Origin of the sequence: Levilactobacillus namurensis DSM 19117 (genome assembly GCF_001434785.1) — a bacterium.
Taxonomy (GTDB): Bacteria; Bacillota; Bacilli; order Lactobacillales; family Lactobacillaceae; genus Levilactobacillus; species Levilactobacillus namurensis.
In genome coordinates this window covers 20,059-40,501 of the sequence record NZ_AZDT01000057.1, presented here as the reverse complement: position 1 = coordinate 40,501, position 20,443 = coordinate 20,059, and the positions used below count along the sequence as shown (strand labels likewise).

Below are 20,443 nucleotides of genomic sequence, written 5' to 3'. Positions count from 1 at the left end.
GTACATAAAAATGGTGTTGATGGATTTCATCCATCAACACCAAATATCATAGAACCAAAAGAAATCGGTTCGCAGTGCCCATCAAGGACGTTGCGGACCGATTTTGAGTTGAGTGGGACAAGGAAGGTAAAGGAAAGATTCTGTCTAGCTGCATAGTTGTGGCCGGCGAATCATGTCTGCCGGCAACTATGGTTCTCATTTTAGGCCGATTCGCGCGGAGCACAAGCTAAGCGTCTTACAAATTAATTTATGATGGGTGGACAGATACAGTGCAGAAACGGGCACCCCAAGGCAGCCAGCTCCGCTTACGGCGTTACTACGCGTTGGCGCACGCTACTTACTTGTATTTAGCTTCTAGTCGACTCATCCACCAGCCTAACGCGGCCCCGGCGATGCAGGCGACCAGACTAGCCAGCCAGGTGGTCAACGTCACGTGGGCGTAGGAGATACTTTCGGCGGCGGAAGGGTTGGGCACCAGGATCAGGACAGTGCTGGCCACGACTAGGCCCAGGATAAAGTGGTGAACCCGGGAGTGGTAATGCTGGAGTAAGAACTCCACGCCTTTGGCGAAAACGGCCAGCGTGATCAGGGCACCAATGGCGATGGGCAGGTATACGCCCAATAAGTCGAAGCGCTTGAACCCGGTCAACATTGGCCCGAACAGCCCCAGAATCAGTAAGAGGTTAGACGGGCTCAGGCCAGGGACCAGCACCCCTAAAGCAATCAAGCCGCCGGCCACTAGGAAGCCAATGAAGTTGGCGGGGAGGGTGCCCAAGAGGTCACTCATAAAATACAGGCCGAAGCCCCCGATGACCAGGGTTCCCAGGAACCAGAGCCAGTCGATCCCGTCACGGGGCGACCGAGCGGTTGCCGTGGCGGTCAGTGCGGGCAGGGTTCCGATGATGGCGCCCGCGAAGCCCCAGAGGACCACCACTTGGGCGTGGGTCAACAGGTAGGCTAGGGGTGCCGAGAGTAGGGCGATGCCCAACAGGCCGCCGATACCCACGGGGAGAAAGAACGGAAAGTCCTCGCGCCAGCGCTTAGTTGGGTGGGCCATGAAACTGAGTAGGCGTTCGTAAAGGCCTAGGATGGCGGCTAGGACACCGCCGGAAACACCGGGGAGAATGAAACCGAGGGCGATGATCATGCCTTTCAGGCAGCGGCTTACAAATCCGGATTTACGTTGCGTCATAGGGTCCTCCTTGGCACCGAAAACGGTGGTCGTCAATGACGTCAGTGTATCAAGGTTAGCGGGGGGAAGCAACAGAATTCGTCAACCGGGGTATAAATTTAGCCTTTTCTTGAAAAAGGCGTGCGCTCCAGCGAAAAATCAACCCGCATTGCCGGAACTAGTCTTTGTCCCACATAAGAGGTGTTCATTCGTCTTACCGGGTCCCCAGAGTTGGGGGCTCCCATCCGGTCTCGCCAGCCGATTGGCAGGGCCGTGACGCCAGTGGGCACGACTTTGAGCTTCGCCAAGACCGCGAATCTCAAAGCTCGGCCTTAGCCTAAGGCCAGAAGCCCGCTGGCCTAACGCTAATTTCACTGGCTGGGCCCTATCGGCTGGCGAGACCGCACACAGTAAATATTTCTAACGGGGATGCCCCCCATTACCCGTACAACCGTAAGCCGTGAGGGTCCCCAGACAGGGCTCAGCCGTGAAATTATTCTTAGTCGGTGTTCCTTAGCCGGCTTAGAATAAGGCCCAGCTTCGAGACCGCTCTTTGGCTCGAAGTGGTGCCCACGGCGTTCCAGCCCTGTCTGGGGACCCGGTAAGGCGAATGACAACGCACATCGACGCCAACAAAGCAAACAAAGCCATCAAAAAGGCCGGCAAACAAAGCTTGCCGGCCAGAAAAATCAATTAGTTTTTGGGTGCCTTCCAATAGTGCGCGTTGGTCAATAAGTCACGGGAGCGTTCATCCGCGGGAACGAACCCTTTATTGAACAAGTGCTTGAAGTACATCATGTTGTAGATGAACCCCCACAGAAGTTCCAGGCCCAGTTGAACCAGGCCGACAATTTCGGCGTTATTGCCGACAGTCATCATCAGAATCATCTGCACGCCGGCATTGACCCCTAAGATACACAGGAGGTTGTACCAGTCGGCCCGAAAAATGGGCGGAACGACGGGGAATAGAAGGGCAATCCACGCAAAGCCGACTTTGGCGATCCGCATGTTCCCGGTCTCCGGGTTCACCACGGTCGCGTAGTTCGGGGGCAACGGTAGTCCTTGAGGGCCATTACCGTTGTTATTGTCGTTGTTATCGTTAAAGCCCTTAAAAGGATCTTGCATGTCATTAGCCAACTTTCTAACTAAAATCGTTAATAAAAGTCTAACACGAAATGCGAGAACTGCCTATTAATCTATCGTTGCGACAGCTTGACGACGGCTTCACAGCGTGCCGTCTGGGGCATCATGTCGACGGATTGAATGTAGTCGACGCGGTAATCCTCGGTTAGCGTGACCAGGTCTTTGGCTAACGTGGACGGGTTACAGGAGATGTAGACCAGCTTTTCGGGGTGGACGGCTAGGATGGTGTCCATCAGCGTCTCGTCCAGGCCGGTGCGGGGCGGGTCGACCACGATGGCGTCCGGTCGGAAACCAGCCACGGCCCACTGGGACATCACGTCTTCGGCGGTCCCAACTTCGTAGTGGGCGTTGGTGATGCCGTTGGCTTCCGCGTTAGCGTTGGCGTCCGCGACGGCTTCGGGGATGACGTCCATCCCCCGGACTTCCTTGGCGGTGTTGGCCAGGGATAACCCGATGGTTCCGATTCCTGAGTAGGCGTCCACGACAGTTTGCCCCGGTTGTAGGTCTAGGGCCTTCCGGGCCTGGTCGTAGAGGACTTCGGTTTGGGCTGGGTTCAACTGTAGGAATGCCCGGGCGGACAGCTTGAAGGCCAGGCCGCCCAGCTTTTCGGTGATGGCGTCTGCGCCAGCCAGATGCAGGGTCTGGTCGCCCCAGATCAAGGACGTCTTCCCCGGGTTCACGTTCTGCATCACGGACGTGACTTGCGGTAATTCGTCGGCGATCCGCAAGAGCAGTTGGTGCTTGTGCGGGAGCTTTTGGGAGTTGGTGATGAAGACCACTTGCACGTCGTTGGTGTTGGCGGCCGCGCGGACCACTAGGGTCTTAACGATACCGGAGTTGTGTTCCTCATCGTAGATCGGCACCTCGAGGTCTTGGAGCATGGTGACCAGGGCGCGCATGACCGTCATGGTCACGGGCATCTGGACGGAACAGGTCGGCAGGTCGACGAGGTCGTGACTGCGTTCGGCGTAGAGCCCGGCTTGAACGGTCCCGTCAGCGGTCTTGCGGACCTGGAACTGGGCCTTGTTCCGGTAAGCGTAGGGGTCGGCCATGCCCAGAGTCGGTCGAACATCGTAGTCCTTGAAGCCGCGGGGCTGGTAGCGTTCCAGTGACTGACGGACGATGTCGCGTTTGAATTGTAACTGTTGGGGGTAAGCTAAGTGTTCCAGTTCGAACCCGCCGACTTGATCGGCGTAGCTGTCGCGGGGTTCCACCCGGTAGGGGCTGACCTTGCGCAGCCGGTGGATCTTCCCGCGTAAGAACCGGTGGGCAACGGTGGTGACTTCGACCACGGCTTCTTCGTTGGTCAGTGCGCCGGGAACGAAGACCGCCATGCGCTTGTAGTACCCGATACCTTCTCCGTTGATGCCCATACGTTTGATGGTCAGGGGGAAGCGTTGGCCGACTTCCACGTCGATCTGCGGGGTTTCGTGCCGGTCGTGACGCTGGTGACCGGAGCGGTAGTTGGAACGGTGTGATTCGTATTTTGCCATTTAATTTCTCCTATATACTGTTGACGTAAAACCTAATAATCCTGCCCCATTATACCAGAGATTCCCACTAGGCGGGGGCTTAGCGATTAAGGGGTGAAAAAGATGAAAAAATGGAGCCGCTTCCATAGAAAAATGGCGGTCGCTTGGGTACAATTAGAGTATCAACTCATTACTCAAGGGGGCTTTCTTATGCATCATCGTAAAGTGGCGTTGGTCACGGGCGCGTCTTCGGGAATCGGGAACGCCATTGCGAAGAGTCTGCATCGTAACGGGGTCACCGTCTATGCCGGTGCCCGGCGGGTCGAACGGATGAACGACCTCGACGACCTGGGAATCACCACGTTGCCGCTAGACGTGACCGATGCGCAGAGTGTCGAGCACACGGTCAATCGCATCGTCAGTGAGACGGGGCGGATTGACATCCTGGTCAATAACGCCGGCTTCGGCCTCTTAGGGGCCCTAGAGGACCTGACCATCGACCAGGCCCAAGCCCAGTTCGACGTGAACCTGTTCGGTGCCGCCCGGTTGATTCAATCGGTCCTGCCCATGATGCGCCAGCAACACGCCGGCCGGATCATCAACGTGACTTCGGTTGATGGCAAAGTAGCCCAGCCGTTGGCGAGCTGGTACGTGGCTTCCAAGTTCGCTTTGGAAGGCCTGTCGGATGCCTTGCGGTTCGAACTGCGGCCCCACGGCATTGACGTGGTGGTGATCGAACCCGGAAGTATCCAATCCGAGTGGGCCGATATTGCCAGCGACCATTTACAAGCCGCGTCGGGAACGGGACCTTACGCCGCCACGACCACCCAGGCTGTGGCAATCTTAAAGGCTGCCAAGCGCTTTGCGAGTGGCCCCCAGGTGATTGCGCGCTTGGCGGACCGGGCGGCCTTATCCCGGCGGCCCAAGACCCGCTACCACGCGGGTGCCGGAAGCTCGATTCTTTGGTTGCGGCAGTGCTTGAGTGACCGGGCACTCGACCGCATCTGGCGGGTAGTTGGTCAAGCCGCCCAACGGATTACCCGTTAACGCGAGAACCGTTGACGCCGTTGACCAAGACGGATATGCTAAAGATAATCTAACACTAGGGGTGCCCGTCACGGGCTGAGATGCAGAGCTGCGATCCCTTGGAACCTGTTCAAGTTAAGACTTGCGAAGGGAACGTGTTTTGTGGAAACAACGCCACCAGACCACGACCTGTTCGTGAGCTGGTGGCGTTTTACGTTTAGGGTTAGACCAACGGCGTGCCGGGGCCGAAACGCGTTTGGAACTGGCCGCCAACTACTTAATACGGGGAGTAATACTTATGAAGTTAACTTTACTGGATCAGTTACGCGAACAAAATCCAATCGTTTTTAACATTTCCAACTTCGTCACGGTTCAAGACGTGGCCAACGGGCTTAACGCCTTGGGGGCGTCACCCATCATGTCCGAAGAGGTTGCCGAGGCCGGTGAAATGGTCGGCCTGGCGGGGGCAGTCTGCCTGAACCTGGGGGCGTTTACCGTACCACAGGTCAAGCAGATCACCGCGGTCGGTCAATTGGCCAACCAGGCCCACAAGCCGCTGGTCATCGACCCGGTCGCCGTGGGCGCGGTGGCTTACCGGAAGCAGGTCGCCACGGAACTCTTGCGGACCGTCCACCCCGACGTGATTCGGGGAAATGCGGGCGAAATCGCGGCTTTAGCTGGTCTGGACTGGCAAGCCAAGGGCATCGATGCCGGCGAAGGCGCCGGGGACCTGGTCACGATTGCGCAGACTTGTGCGCAGAAGCAACGGTGCGTGGTGATTTTATCCGGGCCGACCGACGTCATCACTGATGGGACGCGCACGGTCCAGGTGGAAAACGGTACGCCACTGTTCCAGACCCACGTGGGATCCGGCGACATGCTGTCTAGCATCGTGGGGGCCTTCTGTGCGGTCGAAGACGATGCCTTTGAAGCGGCCCAGACCGCGTGCTTAGTCTTTGCGGCGATTGGCCAGTCGGTGGCTAGCAGTCAGGACCGGATGGGGTCGGGAACCTTTATCGTGAAATTATTAGATGCCTTACAATTCACCACGGTGGCGGAGATTCAAGCCATCGCTAATTACCATTAAGTAGGGTGCAGGAAGGATGAGTAAGTATGACCAATGAATTTCCACAAACACTAACCATCGCGGGAACCGATAGTGGCGGCGGTGCCGGGATCATGGCCGACTTGAAGACCATGCAGGAGCGCCACGTCTTCGGGACGGCGGTGGTCGTGGCGGTGACGGCCCAGAATACGTTGGGGGTCCAAGACTTCATGGCGTTGCCTAAGCAGCTGATCGACGAACAATTCGCGTCTCTGGCCGCTGATTTTAAGATTCGGGCCTGCAAGACGGGGATGCTGGCGGATGCCGAACACGTCCATATCGTGGTCGAGAACTTGAAGAAGTACCACTTTGGCCCGTTGACGGTCGATCCCGTCATGATTGCTAAAGGGGGCGCGGCGTTGTTAGCCGATGACGCGGTTGCCACGGTCCAAAAGGAGCTGGTGCCACTGGCCGACGTCTTGACGCCCAACCTGCCGGAAGCCCAACGCCTCACGGGTCTGACCATCACCACTTCGGAGGAGATGGAACAGGCCGCCGTTAAGCTCCAGGAGATGGGGGCCAAGAACGTCCTGATCAAGGGCGGTCACGAGGCCACACCGGACAAGGCCAGTGATTTCGTGTTGTTGGCCGACGGGCGGTCGTTCTGGTTAAGTGCGCCGCGAATCGATACGGTGCGGACTCACGGAACTGGCGACACCCTGTCATCGTGCATCACGGCTGAACTCGCCAAGGGTAACGACTTTGAGAGCGCCATTCGATTAGGGAAAGACTACGTGACCGCAGCCATCGCCCACCCAATTGAGGTGGGCCACGGGCACGGACCGTTGAATCATTGGGCTTACGGACAAGGAGGCACCATCTAATGTCAGTGACGTTTGAACCAGGCCTATTACGGGCCTACTTTGTGGCGGGGAGCCAAGACGTTCCCGGAAAAGACCTCCGCGTGGTTCTAGCGGAGATGTTACAAGCCGGCATCACGGCTTACCAGTTCCGCGATAAGGGCGCCAGCACCCTGACACCCGCGGAACGACTCGCGCTAGGCCGCGACTTACGCGACCAGTGCCGGGCCGCCAGCGTGCCGTTTATCGTCGATGACGACGTCGACATGGCCCTGGCGTTGGATGCGGATGGCGTCCACGTGGGCCAGAGTGACGAGCGGATCCAACAGGTCTTGGCGGCCACGAAGGACCGGCAGATGTTCGTGGGACTGTCCTGCTCGACGTCCGCGGAAGTCGCGGCGGCGAACCAGTTAGCGGGCTTAGCCTACATCGGTAGTGGGCCCATCTACCCCACGGTCTCCAAGGACGACGCCGACCCCGTGATCGGAACGGCGGGTCTGCAGGCCTTGGTGGCCCAGGCTAACGTGCCAATCGTGGCCATCGGCGGGGTCACCCAAGAGTCGTTGCCGGCGATTGCTCAGACTGGTGCGGCGGGGGTCGCGGTGATCACGCTGCTGACTCGCAATCCGCAACCAGAACGCGCGGTTCAGGGGATGCTGGCGGCGTTTTAGGGTGCGAGGTGCCGGTGAATTAATTGCTTTTAGCGGGTAAAAAGGTTATCGTGTAGGTCATTATGTTTTTAAAGGAGTTTAATCTATGAGCTTTCTAGAACTAAAGGATATCCGCAAGTCCTACCGGATGAACAAGTCAGAGTTCCCCGTGTTAAAGGGCATCAGCCTTGAGTTCGACCGCGGCGAGTTCGTGTCGATCTTGGGCGAGTCCGGTGGCGGGAAGACCACTTTGATGAACATCATCGGTGGGTTGGACGCCCAGTATGAAGGGGATGTGCTGCTCAACGGCCAGTCGTTGCGTCAGGCGTCCACCAAGCAACTGGATACTTACCGGCGCCAGACGATTGGGTTTATCTTCCAGAACTTTAACCTGATTAGCCACTTAAGCATCCTGGATAACGTGATGGTCTCCCTCCAGATGACCAAGCTCAGCCGCAAGGAGCAACGCGACCGGGCCACGGACCTACTGGACCAGGTCGGCTTAAAGGAACACCGGCACAAGCACCCCAACCAACTGTCCGGGGGCCAGAAGCAACGGGTCGCCATCGCGCGGGCGTTAGCGTCGGACCCGGACATCATCATCGCCGACGAACCGACCGGGGCGCTGGATTCCCAGAACACGAAGGAAATCTTGGCGTTGATGGACGACATCGCGGCCAGCGGGAAGTTGGTCATCTGTGTGACCCACTCCCAGGAAGTCGCTGACCACGGGACGCGTATCGTGCACATGGCCGACGGGGTCATCGACCACGATACCGCGCTAAAGGATCCGTTCCCGGTTAAGGACGGCGCTGAGATGCCGGCCAAACACTTGGGCTTCGGCGCCACGGTCCGGATGGCCCTGCAACATATGCGCTATAACCTAGGGCGTAACCTGTTGATCATTTTCGGAGCCTCCATCGGGATCTTCAGTGTCATCCTGATGCTGGGACTGGGAAAAGGGGTCAAGGGCTACATTAATCACGAAATCTATTCGCAGATTAAACCCACCGCGGTTCAGGTGGCCCAGAAGACCGATAGTGAGAACGTCAAGAAACTCGAGATCAAGGACGCCGACGTGCAGCGACTGAAAAAGCTGTCCCACGTGAAGAAGGTCCAACTGGGCTTCTTCACCCAGGGTGCCCAGGTCCAGAGTAACGGGACCACCTCGACGGCGCAGATGGTTCAGACGGTCAGTGACCAGTTGCTGGCTAAGAGCGTCAAGAAGGGGACCCGACCAGCGACCGGTGAAGTCATGCTGGGCAAGGCCTTCGCCCAGAAGTTCAATAAGAAGCATCCGTACCGCCTGATCGGTAAGAAGGTCAAGGTCTCGTTGACGGCGATGGATCAACACCATTTGCCAGTCGTGATGACCAAGACGCTTAAGGTCAGCGGGGTCAGTGACGGGAGCGGCGGTCAGGTTCAGACCAACCTCCAGACCATCAAGAACATGTACCAGAGCAAGAACTTGACCTTCCGGGCCAACTTCGCGACGGTCATGATCGATTCCTTGAGCAACGTCACGAAAGTCCAAGATAAGATTCGGGCGATGAAGAACAGTGATGGCAAGGCCCAGTATCAATTAACGGGGGCGGGCGCCATCGTCTCGACGCTGAACACCTACATCCAGTTGGCGTTCTACGTCTTGGCTGCGATTGCCGGAATCTCGCTGTTAGTCTCCGCCATCATGATCATCGTGGTGCTGTACATCAGCGTCTCCGAGCGGACCAAGGAAATCGGGATTCTGCGGGCGTTAGGGGTCCGGAAGCGCGACGTCAAGAACCTGTTCTTGTCGGAAGCCTTCTTCCTGGGACTCTTCTCCAGTATTCTGGCATTGGTCTTTACCGAGCTAGTCGCACTCTTCGCGAACAACATCGCGAACAAGTACATCGGCTACGCCATCGTTTCCGTGACGGGCAATTACCTGGTCTTCGGGATCGTGGTCTCCGTAGTGATCAGTCTAATCGCGGCCCTGGCACCGTCCAGTCGCGCGGCTAAACTGGATCCCATTGAAGCCTTAGCTTACGAATAAGCATGCGTTACGAAAAGCCTTGAGGGGCAGGACTCCTCAAGGCTTTTTTACATGGTTTAAGGACTTATCGTAACGGTTGAGTAAAAGTGTCACCCCAAAAAGTAAGCGAAAAAACAACCAATCACGCCACAAGATAGGTACGGTGGCGTGATTGGCTACGGTGTTATAAATGAGAAGTCAGGATGACTAAACCCGGCTTTACAAGTACATAGTAGCATGAAACCGCTTCATTGCCAATTAACTTGGCTCGCTAAAAACCGGTCCGCGAGAACGTCTAGGCAATTAAATCTTGCACAAACTAGTTTAGGGAATGAAACGGCTGATGGCTGGCTGATTAAGGGCCTAATGAACCGCTAAAAAGTCGTGACGGGGGTTGGTTAAGTGACCGATGAAACCAGCACCAGGATCGGGTTCGGGGCGGACAACCGAAAATTCTGGGGGTGTTCCCGTGTTCCCCGCGCGAGGAGCGTGCTAGAATGGAAGAGTTGTCGTCAACTCACCGGCAGTTATTCGGAAGCTGACGACACCCCCGGTCACAGGTTCCGCCTAAGCGGGCGGGTCGTTCGAACCGGAGCTGACCACAAGCTGGTCTTGGTAACGTTGATCAAGTTGTCGTCTGTGTGGCCGACCGTTCACCGGGAAGGGTCGGCCAGGTGTGAAGACCAGATTGTGGGACGCCTGGTGGTGGGAAGCCACCCGCCACTAGACCGGAAATCACGTCGGGATAACGGGATTTCTACGACGAACCGCCGCAGTACTCAGGGATTGAGTGCTGCGGCGGTTTTTTGTGGTTAGTAAGTCTTTTGCGTCGTCTTCATCACTTGGGCGGATCGGTTGGTTAAGAGGTAGCCGGTGCCGTTGCTGGTGAACTGGAGTCCTTCGAACTCACGACGGCCGTTGAAGTTGGTGGCTTCGACTTGGCGAGCTTTGAGGTGCCCCAGTTTACTGACAGGGATGGAGGAGATACTGCCATCGCTGACGAAGTAGAGCCGGTTACGCTTGGGATTGTAAGCCAACGATTGGTTTTTGGTTCCGGGGCGGTGCCGGAGACCCTGCATGATTAAGTGAAACTTGACGGATTTTTGACCAATTTTTCCTTGGTAGAGTTTAACGGTGCCCTTAGGTGCCCAGCCGCCGTTAGAGTAGGTGTAGAAGTAGGCGTTACCGTGTTTGTCAAACGTTAAATTTTCTCCCATTGGAACGGTATGCTTTAAGGTGAAGTTGATGCGTTTGATGGGCTTGAGGGTCCTGGTACTGACCTGCTGAACGTTACTATGAACGGCCTTGGCGCCTACAAACCAAAGCTGGTGGTTCTTGGGGTTCAAGGCTAGTGACTGACCGTGACCGCAAGCAAACGTGGGGCCGATATGGACGTGCTTTAAGATTTGACGGTCTTTAGGCGATAAGGACTGGGTCGCGTGGTCTGCGCCAGCGGTGGCCAGTGCAGCGACATGTTGGCCCGTGATTCCCAGCCGCATAAGAGCGGCGAGGTCGTACTTGGCGATGAATCCCCGGTTGGCGTGATTGGTGCTTAAGATGTAGAGGGTCTTGCCGTTGGGGGTTAACACCATGCTTTGCGGGTTACGCCAGTTCTTAGCCGAGCGGTCATAGTCTGAGGGGAGGAGAAAGTTAGTCTTGAAGGTGGCACGTTTGCCCCGGGTACTGGTAACCGTTGAGCCCGTTCCTGTAAAGGCGTAACGCTTAACGAAAAGGTTACGGTTATTGACGGTTGAATAGCGCGAAACGTTATAGGCCCGCAAGGCGTTACCGGATTGCGTGTAGGTCTTGACCGCGGCTGTTGCGGTGGTGCCGCTTAAGTACAGGGCGCCAGCCAGGGTCGCGGTTAACCAGGCCAGCTTGATGAGATGTTGCATTGATCATCGTCTCCTAAAAATAATTTATGTGCTTCTTTAGTTATACCACAACCTAAAAATTTAATTGTAGCAATCGGGACGCCGATTTGCAGAAAAAACGCTTTCGGAGGTGCGGGTAGCAATCCCTAATGGTTAGCCAACCGTTGGAGGCTATACGAATAATTTAATTTTTAGACTCCTAGATATACGGTTTTACCCGTCAATGCCAGTGGTTCGCGGTGGTTGGAGAGATTCGCTAAACTGGTCTCGACCATAGCGCTATGGATCATCAGATAAAAGGATGGTTCAAAAAAATGACGAACAATACCGATGCCGTGGCGTATGCCTTTCTCTTCAGCGGGGACCACGAACAGATTATTTATGGTGCCCTGAGTCGCTTACACCTCTCGCCAGTTCATGCCGACTTTGACGACTACGTGCAGGAGTGCCGCTTGGCGTTTCCCGCCATCTACCGGGCCTTTCCGGAGGACCCGCAGACCAAGCCCCACCAGTTTTTAGCCTACGCCCAGCTAGCCCTGTACCGTCGAATCCTGGACCAGTTGCGGAAGGCTTGGCGCCACCAGGACCACCAGGAGACAGGCGACCCCGAGCTTGCGTTGGCGGCGGTCCCCGTTGCCGAACGCTTAGAGGACCTGGTCCACGCCCGGCAGTACCGCTTGCGGCTCTTACAAGTAGTCGGGACCACCGGGACGCTGGGGGAATGGCGGTACCTGGTGGGTACGTTGATCGACCACCGGAGCGCTGCCGAACTCGCAGCCCACCACGGGGTCAGTCGCCAGACCGTTTACCGTTGGCGGCGGGCCCTCTTACGCCGGGTGACCCAAGAGTTTTTCGACCAATTTTAAAAAAGTGGGAATTGGGGGTGACAAACGTCCCGCGAATTTCGTTAGTAGGCATGTAAGGGTTGGCCAACCGACTTACACACTACGGATTCGAGAGGAGATTCACCCATGCAAAGTACTTGGAAGAAGACCACCATCACGTTCAACCTGGGCACCGACCCGCAACATCCCATCCGCATCACGCTGGCTAACGGGATTGCGAACCCCACGCCCGAAGCCGTTGAGACGTTTGGCGGCTATCTCGCCACTTTGACCGGCCTGCCGTTCCAACATGCGGCGGTCACCACGCAAAATGACGTTGCCTAGGGCCTAACGAAAGGAAGATTCCATGAAAACTTTAGAAATGAGCTTCAAGAGTGCCGACACCCGGATCAAGTACCTGCGGTTGAAATACGTCAACGAAACCTTGAGTGCCGAAGACGTCCAGGAGACCATGTTGAAGATGGCGGCGGCCAAGTTGTTCGCCAAGGGCGACGTAGCCCTCTACGACCAACCTGTCGCGGCCAACATCGTTGAGACTACCAAGACCCCGTTCCCAGCGGCGGAGCCCGTACCAGCCGCTTAACGCTGGCGGTCTAGGAATTAAGTCCGTAAGTCAGATCAGAAATATCGCGACACAACCGAGAAAGTCGGTCATCCTGGGGATGGCCGACTTTTTTGGTTAACTCATATGGGGGTGGTGCAAGATCTTATCCGGGTAATGCTGGGTCACGTAGCTGGTGATGGCCTTAATCATTTTAGCGGTCGATGGCGCCTTGGCCTGTTCACTGTTGACCACCAGGCAGATGGTCCGGTAGAAGCGGGTGTCAAACGGGTAGACGTTGACGTCCCCGCTGATGCGCTCGAGGGCCAGTTCTGGTAAAATGCCCATGCCCATACCGGCTTCGACCATGGCCAGGATTGATTGGTCGTCGATGGAGAAGCGCAGGGCGTTGGGTTGAATCTGGTAGTGGTCCAAGGCGGCTTTGGTGTCCTTGTCGTAGTCGCCCCGTTGGAGGATGAAGTTCTGGTCGACCAGGTCGGCTGCGGTGACCGTGGTCCGGTTGGCGGGGATGAAGTCGGTTGGCGTGATGCAGTAGATTTCATCCTTGATCAGTGGTAGGACCGTTAGTTTTTCGGTCACCGGTAATGCGGAGAAGCCCAGGTCGAGACGGCCGGTCTTGACCGCGGAGGCGATGCTACTGAAGTCGGCCTGTTCGACGTTGATGGCGATTTTCGGGTAATCTTGTTTGAAGTTTTGAATGATGGGGGGCAGCCAGTTGATGCAGACTGACGAGAAGGCGCCCAGCCGTACGGACCCGGCGTTGAGCCCCTTGATGTTCGCGGCGGCTTGTTCCAGCCGGTCCTCGGCGTTGATGATGTCCTGGATCAGGGGCTGGATGGCCTGGCCGTCCGGGGTCAGTTCGACGCCCGAGCGACTGCGGATGAAGAGGGTGAAGCCCAGCTCCTTTTCCAGTTGGTTGACGGAATGGCTGATGGCCGATGGGGTCACGTTTAGGACCTGCGCTGCCCGATAAAACGTATGCTCTTGAATAATGGCCTGAAAGACACGGTAGGCAAAGGGAAGCACGCCTAACACCTCCAAAATTAAGGTTGAATAAAGTTCACGTAAAAACGGTACACATGAATTGTACTTTCTATTAGAAGTATTCTATCATGATTGGTAACAGGATGATAGTCCACAAGGATGGTTAGGTCAGCGTGTGACCCGACCCAGAAAGGTGTGTCTTCTCAATGAAAGAATTATTAGCGCAACGGGTGAACCCGGATGTTTCTTCAGCGTTAGCGGGGTTGTTTCCTAAGGACCCGGATCCTTCGGCGGTGACCTTTGCGGCCGGGAGTCCGAACGAGCAGTTGTTCCCAGTTAAGGCCGTTCAGGCAGCGTTCAACACGGCCATTGAGACCCAGGGCGCCCACCTCTTTCAGTACCAGTCGTCACAGGGGAACCTGGCGTTACGTCAGAAGTTAGTGGCGCGCATCGCGAAGTGGGGCCAGGTGACCACTAAGGCGGAGAACATCGTCTTGACGGTCGGGGGTCAACAGGGAATCGAGCTGGTGGCCAAGGCATTGCTGGATCCGGGGGATGACATCGCCGTGGAAGTCCCGACCTACATCGGGGCGTTGGCGGCCTTTGACCTCTATCAGCCACACTACCACGCGGTTCCGCTGCAAGCGGACGGCCTGGACTTGGACGCCCTGGAGGCGACTTTGAAACGCTACCCTAAGACCAAGCTCCTCTACACGGTCCCGGATTATCATAACCCGACTGGTATCACCATGAGTGTGGCCAAGCGCCAACAGCTGGTCGCCTTGGCGAACCGGTACAACGTCGTGATCTTAGAGGATACACCGTACCGGGACTTGGGTTACGAAAGCACGCCGTTACCGGCAATCAAGAGCTTCGATACGGAAGGGCGGGTCATCTTCTTGTCCAGTTTTTCGAAGATCCTGATGCCCGCCTTGCGGACTGGGTGGCTGGTGGCCGACGGTGATATCTTGCAGGCCATCTTAAAGGTCCGGTTAGCCAGTGACCTGGAAGCTACCGGGGTGACCCATGCGGCCATCAACGCCTACATGGACGCCAACGACATCGACCAGCACATCGCCCACATGACGACCCACTACAAGCAACAGCGGGACGCCATGTTGCGTGGGTTGGCGGCGTACTTCCCGGATGGGGCAACTTACACCAAGCCGGCCGGGGGCTTCTTCGATTGGGTCACCTTACCGCAGGGCATTGATGCGGATCAGTTGATGTATGACGTCATCAGCCCGCAAGCCCACGTGACCTACGTGCCGGCGACGAATTTCTACCCGAACCGTGACGTGCACAACGCGTTGCGCTTGAGCTTTAGTGGCTTGGCGCCGCAGACCATCGATAGCGGGATGCACCGGCTGGGTGACCAGCTGAAGGCTGCTATTCACGCGGCGAGTCCCGTGATTTAACTTAAAAATGCTAAACGAAAAGCCAGTGACCACAACAGTCGCTGGCTTTTTAACGTATACTTTTTACTTCAAAACGGGGGAAACAAAGCGCTTGTTCCCGGTCAAATACTGGCCGTTGGTGAGTTGGTAACGGGTAGTCATCCCGTGGTGGACCAACTTTTTGACTTTAACCGTGGTGCCAGGCTTCAAGAACTTTCGCCGGTTCTTTTGGGTGAAGCTGGTTCCCCGGTATTGGTAAGCGCCTTTAGGGGTGGCCACGGTCAGCTTGGTGGAATGGATGCCTTGCCAGTAAAGGTTGGCAACGAACCGTGGTTGAGCCGTGATGTAGGTGCCGTTGGCCAACTGGTACCGAAGAAGGCCTTGCTTGGACCGCGCTGTGCCGACTACGGTCAAGGTTTGGGCCTTGACCCGGGGCCGTTTGACGTAGTGCTTGACCCGTTGGTTGGCTTTAAAAGTCGGGTGCCGGTAAGCATAAAGGTTGTGCTTGACGTAGAGCTTGAATGGCTTAAAGGCCGCTTGATTAGCGTTAGAACTTGGCGTTGTCGTTGAACTCTGGGCACTTGATGAACTGGTAGTCGCCGCGGAAGACGTCGGCGTAGTTGGACGGTTGACGGGTGCGGGAGTACTACTCGAAGTAGTGGCGCTACTGGTGCTGGTTACACTGCTAGTCGTGTTGGAGCTAGTACTAGTGGTGGCACTGCTAGTGGCGGAACTTTCGCTAGAGGTACTTACACTAGCGCTACTGTCACTAGCGGAGCTTTCACTGGAACTACTCGACGAGGAAGAAGCCGGTGGTGTGATCGGGTCCGGGTTCTTCTGGTAAGTGAAGGTCAGTTCCTGTTTAGCGGCGGTAAACGTTGGCGTCAAAGCAGCCTGATTCGGCGTGTAGCCGTCAATTACTGGGGCCGTGATGGTGGTCGATGAGTCCGCGGGTCCGTGGTAGAGTTGGTCGGCCTGGGCCGTCTTGCCATCCGCGTATTGGTAGTGCACCAAGATCACGCTGTCATCTTTGGGGATGATGGTGTAGGTGTGGGTGGCTTGCCCGTCTAGTGGAACCGGAAGGACTTCGTTGAAAGGCACACCAAAATCTTCCGTAAAGTTTTCGGAGATCAAGCTAACGGGATCACCAGTAGCGTCGACGATTTTAGCGGTCGTCGGGTCGAACGGCACTCGACTGGCGCCCACCACGAAGTTCGCGTGGGTGTCGGCAAGCCCCATCAAGCGAAATTGTTTAGTAGTCGGCGTTGTCGTAGTCTCATCGTGGAAGACGGCCGTCGTTGCGCCAGTACACTTTTCAGCTTGCATGTAGTAGTTGAGCGTCTGATGGTCGACGGACCACTGGGGATGACTCGCGAGGAACACCTTCTGGTTAGCAGCCGTGACCACGTAACCCTGGAACTGGTCAGTGAGGGTCTGAAAACGTTCGCGGAGGGATTGCACGTATTCGGGAATCGGTTTTGCGGTAGGATCCGCCCGAAGAGAGAGCACGTAGACGTCGTCGAAGGTGAAGTCGTTGTTGCCTAAGTCGTTGGCGTAGGTGAAGTCGATGGAATAGGTGGCCAAATCCGAATACTGGAAAGCGGGATTATCCAGGACACTGGAAAAGGGGGTGTCCAGGGTAATGATTCCCTTTGAATTGGGATCCGTCAGTAGGGCGGTGGCGGGTTTGCCGGCTTTCGCGGCGGCGACACTTACGGGAGCGTAGAGATTCACCGTCGTTGAGGCGTGAACTGGTGTGGGGGCCAGAAAGCTCAGTCCGATAGCCAGGAGGAACCCTAGCGAGAATGACCAAAACGTCCGGTAAAATCTTCTCATGTTTGTCAGTTCTTTCTATAAAATAGTTTCTAGACAAGTCAAGTCTAACCCCAATCGTGTTGAATATAAACTATTTGGTAAACCGATTACAAAACTGATGATACCGGCGTTTAGGTTCCGTTACCTGAAACGAACCCAGAAAAGGGCCGTTAAGTCGGCCGGTAGCGTCCCACCGACCCCCTGGTCCGCTAGTTTAGTGGGGAGTGGGGCAACGAACATCTGGTGTCCGGCCGGAAAATCAGATGCCCGGTTTAGCGGACGCTACGCTTAAACTGGGGGATTAAGGCTAAGCTCAATGTAATAGTAGAAAAGGGTAAAGTGGTCAGAAAGTGGGCTCTGACAAGAGATGGTGAGGACTTGACAGCGAAGCGGGTAAGCTTAAAGAATTTTAAGATAACCTCGAAATCGCGAATGAAGTCGGTGGCTTAAATGACAAATGAAATACTTTAAGATCCCCTTATAATAGGAAAAAGCCCACCCGGTATGCGTAGTCGATGGGACGACCAACGCATACCGGGTGGGCGGTTGGTGGGTTGAGCTCTCAGTCCAACGCCACTGACAGATCAGGCCATCAACGGAAGAGAATCTGGTACTTCTGAGTACCATCGATACTGCGGACGGTCTCTTCTAAGCCGTCGGTCAGCGCGCCTTCGTGCCAGAAGCTCGGGTGGGCGTGGCCCGTGAACGTGAAGGTATACCGGTCGGCGCCATCGGTTTCGGGTTGAACGGACAGGTAGCCGCGGTCTTGATCAGACAACTGAACAACTTGATTTTGCTTCTTAGGATCAACGTAAATGGTTAACATATCCCGCACCTCCAGTGATTAGTATAGGTAGCTACGGGTAAAGTTACAATGAATTGGTGTTTAAGATTAGGGATACCTCAACTAATTAACCAATTAAAAATAGGCAAACTAAAAGGCCGGCGAGATCATTTCGCCGGCCAATCCTGAAGGTTAATCGTTTCCGTTCTCCGCGGAAGCGATGACCTTAAGGCTATTTCCTGTAGCCAAAAAGCATCACCCCCTTTCATAAGATATGGTCAGTCTAGCAGTAAATAGAATGAAGAACAAGTAAAGAGATTCTTTTCAAAGCGGGGGTTAGTGAATATGGAGGCTAGACATAACTTAGCCTTAAGATTATTGGTTTCTTAAATAAGCATCGTAAACAGGCTGAATATAACAGGTTTGTTACAAGACGACTGTTTTTATTTCAATCGAGCTACAATACAAGCGGATTCCTTGTCTAATTGCGAAGAACTAGCTATAATTTACCTGTAGTTGAGTAGTGGTAAACGTTTATCAGGTTGGTTGGGAATATAAATCTTAACAAATTTTCTGATTTAATGTATACTATTACTGCTTGATAGATTACATACAATATGTTTGGAGGAAAATAGATTATGCAATCAAGTTTAAAGAAATCTCTTTACTTGGGTCTTGCTGCATTGAGTTTTGGTGCCGTTGCAACGGTTTCCACGACTGCTTCAGCTAAGTCCTACGCTACTGCTGGTGCTTACAGCAAGCTGACTACTGACGCTACTAAGCGTAACGTAGAAGCTACTGGTACTAACGCACTTTACACTAAGCCTGGTACTGTTAAGGGTGCTAAGGTAGTTGCTTCTAAGGCAACGATGGCTAAGTTAGCTTCTTCTAAGAAGTCTGCTGACTACTTCCGTGCTTACGGTGTTAAGACCACTAACCGTGGTTCTATCTACTACCGTGTTGTAACGATGGACCAAAAGTACCGTGGTTATGTTTACGGTGGTAAGGTTGCCGACACCTTTGGTGGTGGTATCAAGGCTGCCGAAACGACTACGACTGCTACTAACCCAACTCGGACTATTGGTTACTACTTGAAGGATGTTACTAAGAACACTCTTTGGAGTGCTCCTAAGTACACTCAATACAAGGCTAAGAAGGTTAACATGTACGGTGCCAAGGCTACCGATACTTTCAAGGTAGACCAAGCTGCTACTAAGACGCGTGAAGGTTCATTATACTACCACGTAACTGACGTTAACAATTCTGCTATTTCCGGTTGGATTTACGCTGGTAAGGGTTACGTTGCCAACGCTACGTCTCAAGACCTTGGTGGCCTTTCCTTGACGATGGCCGATGCTGCTGCTACTAACGACAACAGTGTTAAGGTTGTTTACCGTGCTAACGGTGCTCAAGTAGCTACTGCTACTTGGATCACTAACGCTTCTGGCACTAAGGCCGGTGCTACGGTTGGTACTGATGCTACCAACGCTGCTGGTACTAAGTTAGCTGAATTCGTTACTAACTCATTACCAAGTGGTTACACGACTACTGGTACTGTAGATACTTCATCTGCTACTTACGGCAACACGGTTTACGTTGACGTAACGGCTGCTGCTACTTCTAAGGTACAATTGATTGCTGATAAGGTTGACAACACGGCTGCTACTGTTGCTAACCCATTAGCTGTTGGTGCTAAGTTATCTGCTTCTGACTTAACTGCTACCTTGAGTGATGCTGGTATCAAGGCTTTGACTGGTACTAAGGGTACCCAAATTGGTGACAACTTGGCTACTATCCAAAGTGCCTTCGGTACTGCCGCAATCACTGGTACGAAGACTTATTATGCGGATAATGGTGATGCTTACCACTACGTATTTACCTTCGAACCAACGAACTTCACTTCTGACAACCGGACTGCCACTTATGGTGACAATTTGACTGCCAGCTTCTCAGCTGTTTTGACTAAGGGTGCTCCTAAGAACACTTCTTCAAACAGTAACTGGATTGCTTAATTTAAGTTAACAGTACAGTGAGAAGGTTTGTTGTCGGTGTATACTGATAATAAATCGAAAAGGGATTCAATTCTTAACAGAATTGAGTCCCTTTTTATTTACCAAAAAATGGTTTTAAAGTTATGAGAGGAGGGTTAGTGTTGTCGACACAAGTGTGTGAGATTATAAAGAGGGCGCCGAGGTTACATAAAGGAATTGATGAAGTTTTTATGTGTCTGGTATTTGCGATTATTGTTGGATGGAGCGGCATTTTATATCAGAAAGGAGTTGTTGCAATAGTAGGCCTAGTTATTGGTTCTTGTGGTTTTGTTTTATTGAGACGCATGGTCATTTATGATCATCAAGCAATTAAGAATTATACATCCTATCTAAAAGATGATGTGCTCAGCGGGGTTCCAAGTGAGAAAAAGATTGACTATTTGGATAAGATATTGGATGAGCTGAGAGAGGGCCGTGTTCTGACCCAAGTAAGCACTTGGTTTACTTGGATACTGACATGTCTGGTTGCGATACAAGCTAGTTTGTTAGCCTTTGATTCAGTCAGGATAAGTGCAGTGATTGCCGCGAGTGGAAAAAATCGAGCTTCTATTTTGACTGATATAATTTCGGGAATGAGCACAGACTACGCGACTTTTGTAACCGTATTTGCGAGTGTAATAATTATTTTAATTGTATGTGGAATTTATTCGCGTTTCTTTTCGAAACTAACTGTGATTCGAAAATCTATATATGAAGTCATCTATGAATTGCTTAAGAAGTAGTCGCTAATGCTTTTGTTTAAGTGGCTCGCCC

Annotated in this window: 19 protein-coding genes and 1 riboswitch; of the genes, 12 read left to right on the top strand and 7 right to left on the bottom strand. The window is 54.1% G+C overall.

What is annotated here, in order from left to right:
* Positions 1 to 337: 337 nt before the first annotated feature.
* The 3 genes from FD30_RS08465 to rlmD all read right to left on the bottom strand — a co-directional run bounded on the left by FD30_RS08465 (position 338) and on the right by rlmD (position 3,807).
* Positions 338 to 1,192 carry a DUF368 domain-containing protein gene (locus tag FD30_RS08465; RefSeq protein WP_056944661.1) on the bottom strand — a complete coding sequence of 285 codons (855 nt, stop codon included), beginning with the start codon at positions 1,190 to 1,192 and terminating at the stop codon, positions 338 to 340.
* 672 nt (positions 1,193 to 1,864) lie between these two features.
* Positions 1,865 to 2,296, bottom strand: coding sequence for a DUF2628 domain-containing protein (locus FD30_RS08460; RefSeq protein WP_024747195.1), 432 nt, complete (start codon positions 2,294 to 2,296; stop codon positions 1,865 to 1,867).
* Between the two features lie 71 nt (positions 2,297 to 2,367).
* On the bottom strand, positions 2,368 to 3,807 hold the full coding sequence (rlmD, locus tag FD30_RS08455) for a 23S rRNA (uracil(1939)-C(5))-methyltransferase RlmD (RefSeq protein WP_082604868.1): 1,440 nt from the start codon (positions 3,805 to 3,807) through the stop codon (positions 2,368 to 2,370).
* Positions 3,808 to 3,996: 189 nt separating this feature from the next.
* On the opposite strand from rlmD, the gene FD30_RS08450 reads away from it, so the two are divergent.
* From FD30_RS08450 to FD30_RS11565, 6 genes are all read left to right on the top strand, one after another.
* Positions 3,997 to 4,833 (top strand): oxidoreductase, encoded by an 837-nt coding sequence (locus FD30_RS08450; RefSeq protein ID WP_056944660.1) that lies wholly within the window; start codon positions 3,997 to 3,999, stop codon positions 4,831 to 4,833.
* 47 nt (positions 4,834 to 4,880) lie between these two features.
* A riboswitch (TPP riboswitch) is annotated at positions 4,881 to 4,983 on the top strand.
* A gap of 127 nt (positions 4,984 to 5,110) precedes the next feature.
* Positions 5,111 to 5,899 (top strand): hydroxyethylthiazole kinase, encoded by a 789-nt coding sequence (thiM, locus tag FD30_RS08445; protein WP_056944659.1) that lies wholly within the window; start codon positions 5,111 to 5,113, stop codon positions 5,897 to 5,899.
* Between the two features lie 26 nt (positions 5,900 to 5,925).
* On the top strand, positions 5,926 to 6,741 hold the full coding sequence (gene thiD, locus FD30_RS08440; protein ID WP_056944658.1) for a bifunctional hydroxymethylpyrimidine kinase/phosphomethylpyrimidine kinase: 816 nt from the start codon (positions 5,926 to 5,928) through the stop codon (positions 6,739 to 6,741).
* Positions 6,741 to 7,388, top strand: a complete 648-nt coding sequence (gene thiE / locus FD30_RS08435; protein WP_056944657.1) for a thiamine phosphate synthase — start codon at positions 6,741 to 6,743, stop codon at positions 7,386 to 7,388. The genes thiD and thiE overlap by 1 nt, the downstream gene beginning before the upstream one ends.
* 85 nt (positions 7,389 to 7,473) lie before the next feature.
* On the top strand, positions 7,474 to 9,399 hold the full coding sequence (locus FD30_RS08430; protein WP_056944656.1) for an ABC transporter ATP-binding protein/permease: 1,926 nt from the start codon (positions 7,474 to 7,476) through the stop codon (positions 9,397 to 9,399).
* Between the two features lie 468 nt (positions 9,400 to 9,867).
* Positions 9,868 to 10,194: a hypothetical protein gene (locus FD30_RS11565; RefSeq protein ID WP_147000023.1), complete on the top strand. Its 327-nt coding sequence runs from the start codon at positions 9,868 to 9,870 to the stop codon at positions 10,192 to 10,194.
* On the opposite strand, the gene FD30_RS08425 is transcribed toward FD30_RS11565, so the two are convergent.
* Positions 10,191 to 11,273, bottom strand: a complete 1,083-nt coding sequence (locus tag FD30_RS08425; protein ID WP_056944655.1) for a hypothetical protein — start codon at positions 11,271 to 11,273, stop codon at positions 10,191 to 10,193. The genes FD30_RS11565 and FD30_RS08425 overlap by 4 nt on opposite strands.
* A gap of 293 nt (positions 11,274 to 11,566) precedes the next feature.
* Between FD30_RS08425 and FD30_RS08420 the strand changes: the two genes are divergently transcribed.
* The 3 genes from FD30_RS08420 to FD30_RS08410 all read left to right on the top strand — a co-directional run bounded on the left by FD30_RS08420 (position 11,567) and on the right by FD30_RS08410 (position 12,680).
* The gene (locus FD30_RS08420; RefSeq protein ID WP_024747202.1) at positions 11,567 to 12,118 is read left to right on the top strand and encodes an RNA polymerase sigma factor; all 552 of its coding nucleotides are present in this window, start codon (positions 11,567 to 11,569) and stop codon (positions 12,116 to 12,118) included.
* Positions 12,119 to 12,223: 105 nt separating this feature from the next.
* Positions 12,224 to 12,421: a hypothetical protein gene (locus tag FD30_RS08415; RefSeq protein ID WP_024747203.1), complete on the top strand. Its 198-nt coding sequence runs from the start codon at positions 12,224 to 12,226 to the stop codon at positions 12,419 to 12,421.
* Positions 12,422 to 12,443: 22 nt separating this feature from the next.
* Positions 12,444 to 12,680 carry a DUF2922 domain-containing protein gene (locus FD30_RS08410; protein WP_056944654.1) on the top strand — a complete coding sequence of 79 codons (237 nt, stop codon included), beginning with the start codon at positions 12,444 to 12,446 and terminating at the stop codon, positions 12,678 to 12,680.
* Positions 12,681 to 12,776: 96 nt separating this feature from the next.
* On the opposite strand, the gene FD30_RS08405 is transcribed toward FD30_RS08410, so the two are convergent.
* A complete protein-coding gene (locus FD30_RS08405) occupies positions 12,777 to 13,685 on the bottom strand; it encodes a LysR family transcriptional regulator (RefSeq protein WP_056944653.1) in 909 nt (302 codons plus the stop codon).
* 164 nt (positions 13,686 to 13,849) lie between these two features.
* Here FD30_RS08405 and FD30_RS08400 point away from each other — a divergent pair, with 164 nt between their 5' ends.
* A complete protein-coding gene (locus FD30_RS08400; RefSeq protein ID WP_056944652.1) occupies positions 13,850 to 15,061 on the top strand; it encodes an aminotransferase-like domain-containing protein in 1,212 nt (403 codons plus the stop codon).
* Between the two features lie 63 nt (positions 15,062 to 15,124).
* On the opposite strand, the gene FD30_RS08395 is transcribed toward FD30_RS08400, so the two are convergent.
* Positions 15,125 to 16,876, bottom strand: coding sequence for a DUF5776 domain-containing protein (locus tag FD30_RS08395; protein WP_056944651.1), 1,752 nt, complete (start codon positions 16,874 to 16,876; stop codon positions 15,125 to 15,127).
* 571 nt (positions 16,877 to 17,447) lie between these two features.
* Positions 17,448 to 17,681 (bottom strand): hypothetical protein, encoded by a 234-nt coding sequence (locus FD30_RS08390; protein ID WP_024747208.1) that lies wholly within the window; start codon positions 17,679 to 17,681, stop codon positions 17,448 to 17,450.
* A gap of 596 nt (positions 17,682 to 18,277) precedes the next feature.
* Between FD30_RS08390 and FD30_RS08385 the strand changes: the two genes are divergently transcribed.
* Both FD30_RS08385 and FD30_RS08380 read left to right on the top strand, forming a co-directional pair.
* The gene (locus FD30_RS08385; RefSeq protein WP_056944650.1) at positions 18,278 to 19,651 is read left to right on the top strand and encodes a hypothetical protein; all 1,374 of its coding nucleotides are present in this window, start codon (positions 18,278 to 18,280) and stop codon (positions 19,649 to 19,651) included.
* Positions 19,652 to 19,791: 140 nt separating this feature from the next.
* Positions 19,792 to 20,412 (top strand): hypothetical protein, encoded by a 621-nt coding sequence (locus FD30_RS08380; protein ID WP_056944649.1) that lies wholly within the window; start codon positions 19,792 to 19,794, stop codon positions 20,410 to 20,412.
* The last annotated feature ends 31 nt before the right edge of the window (positions 20,413 to 20,443 follow it).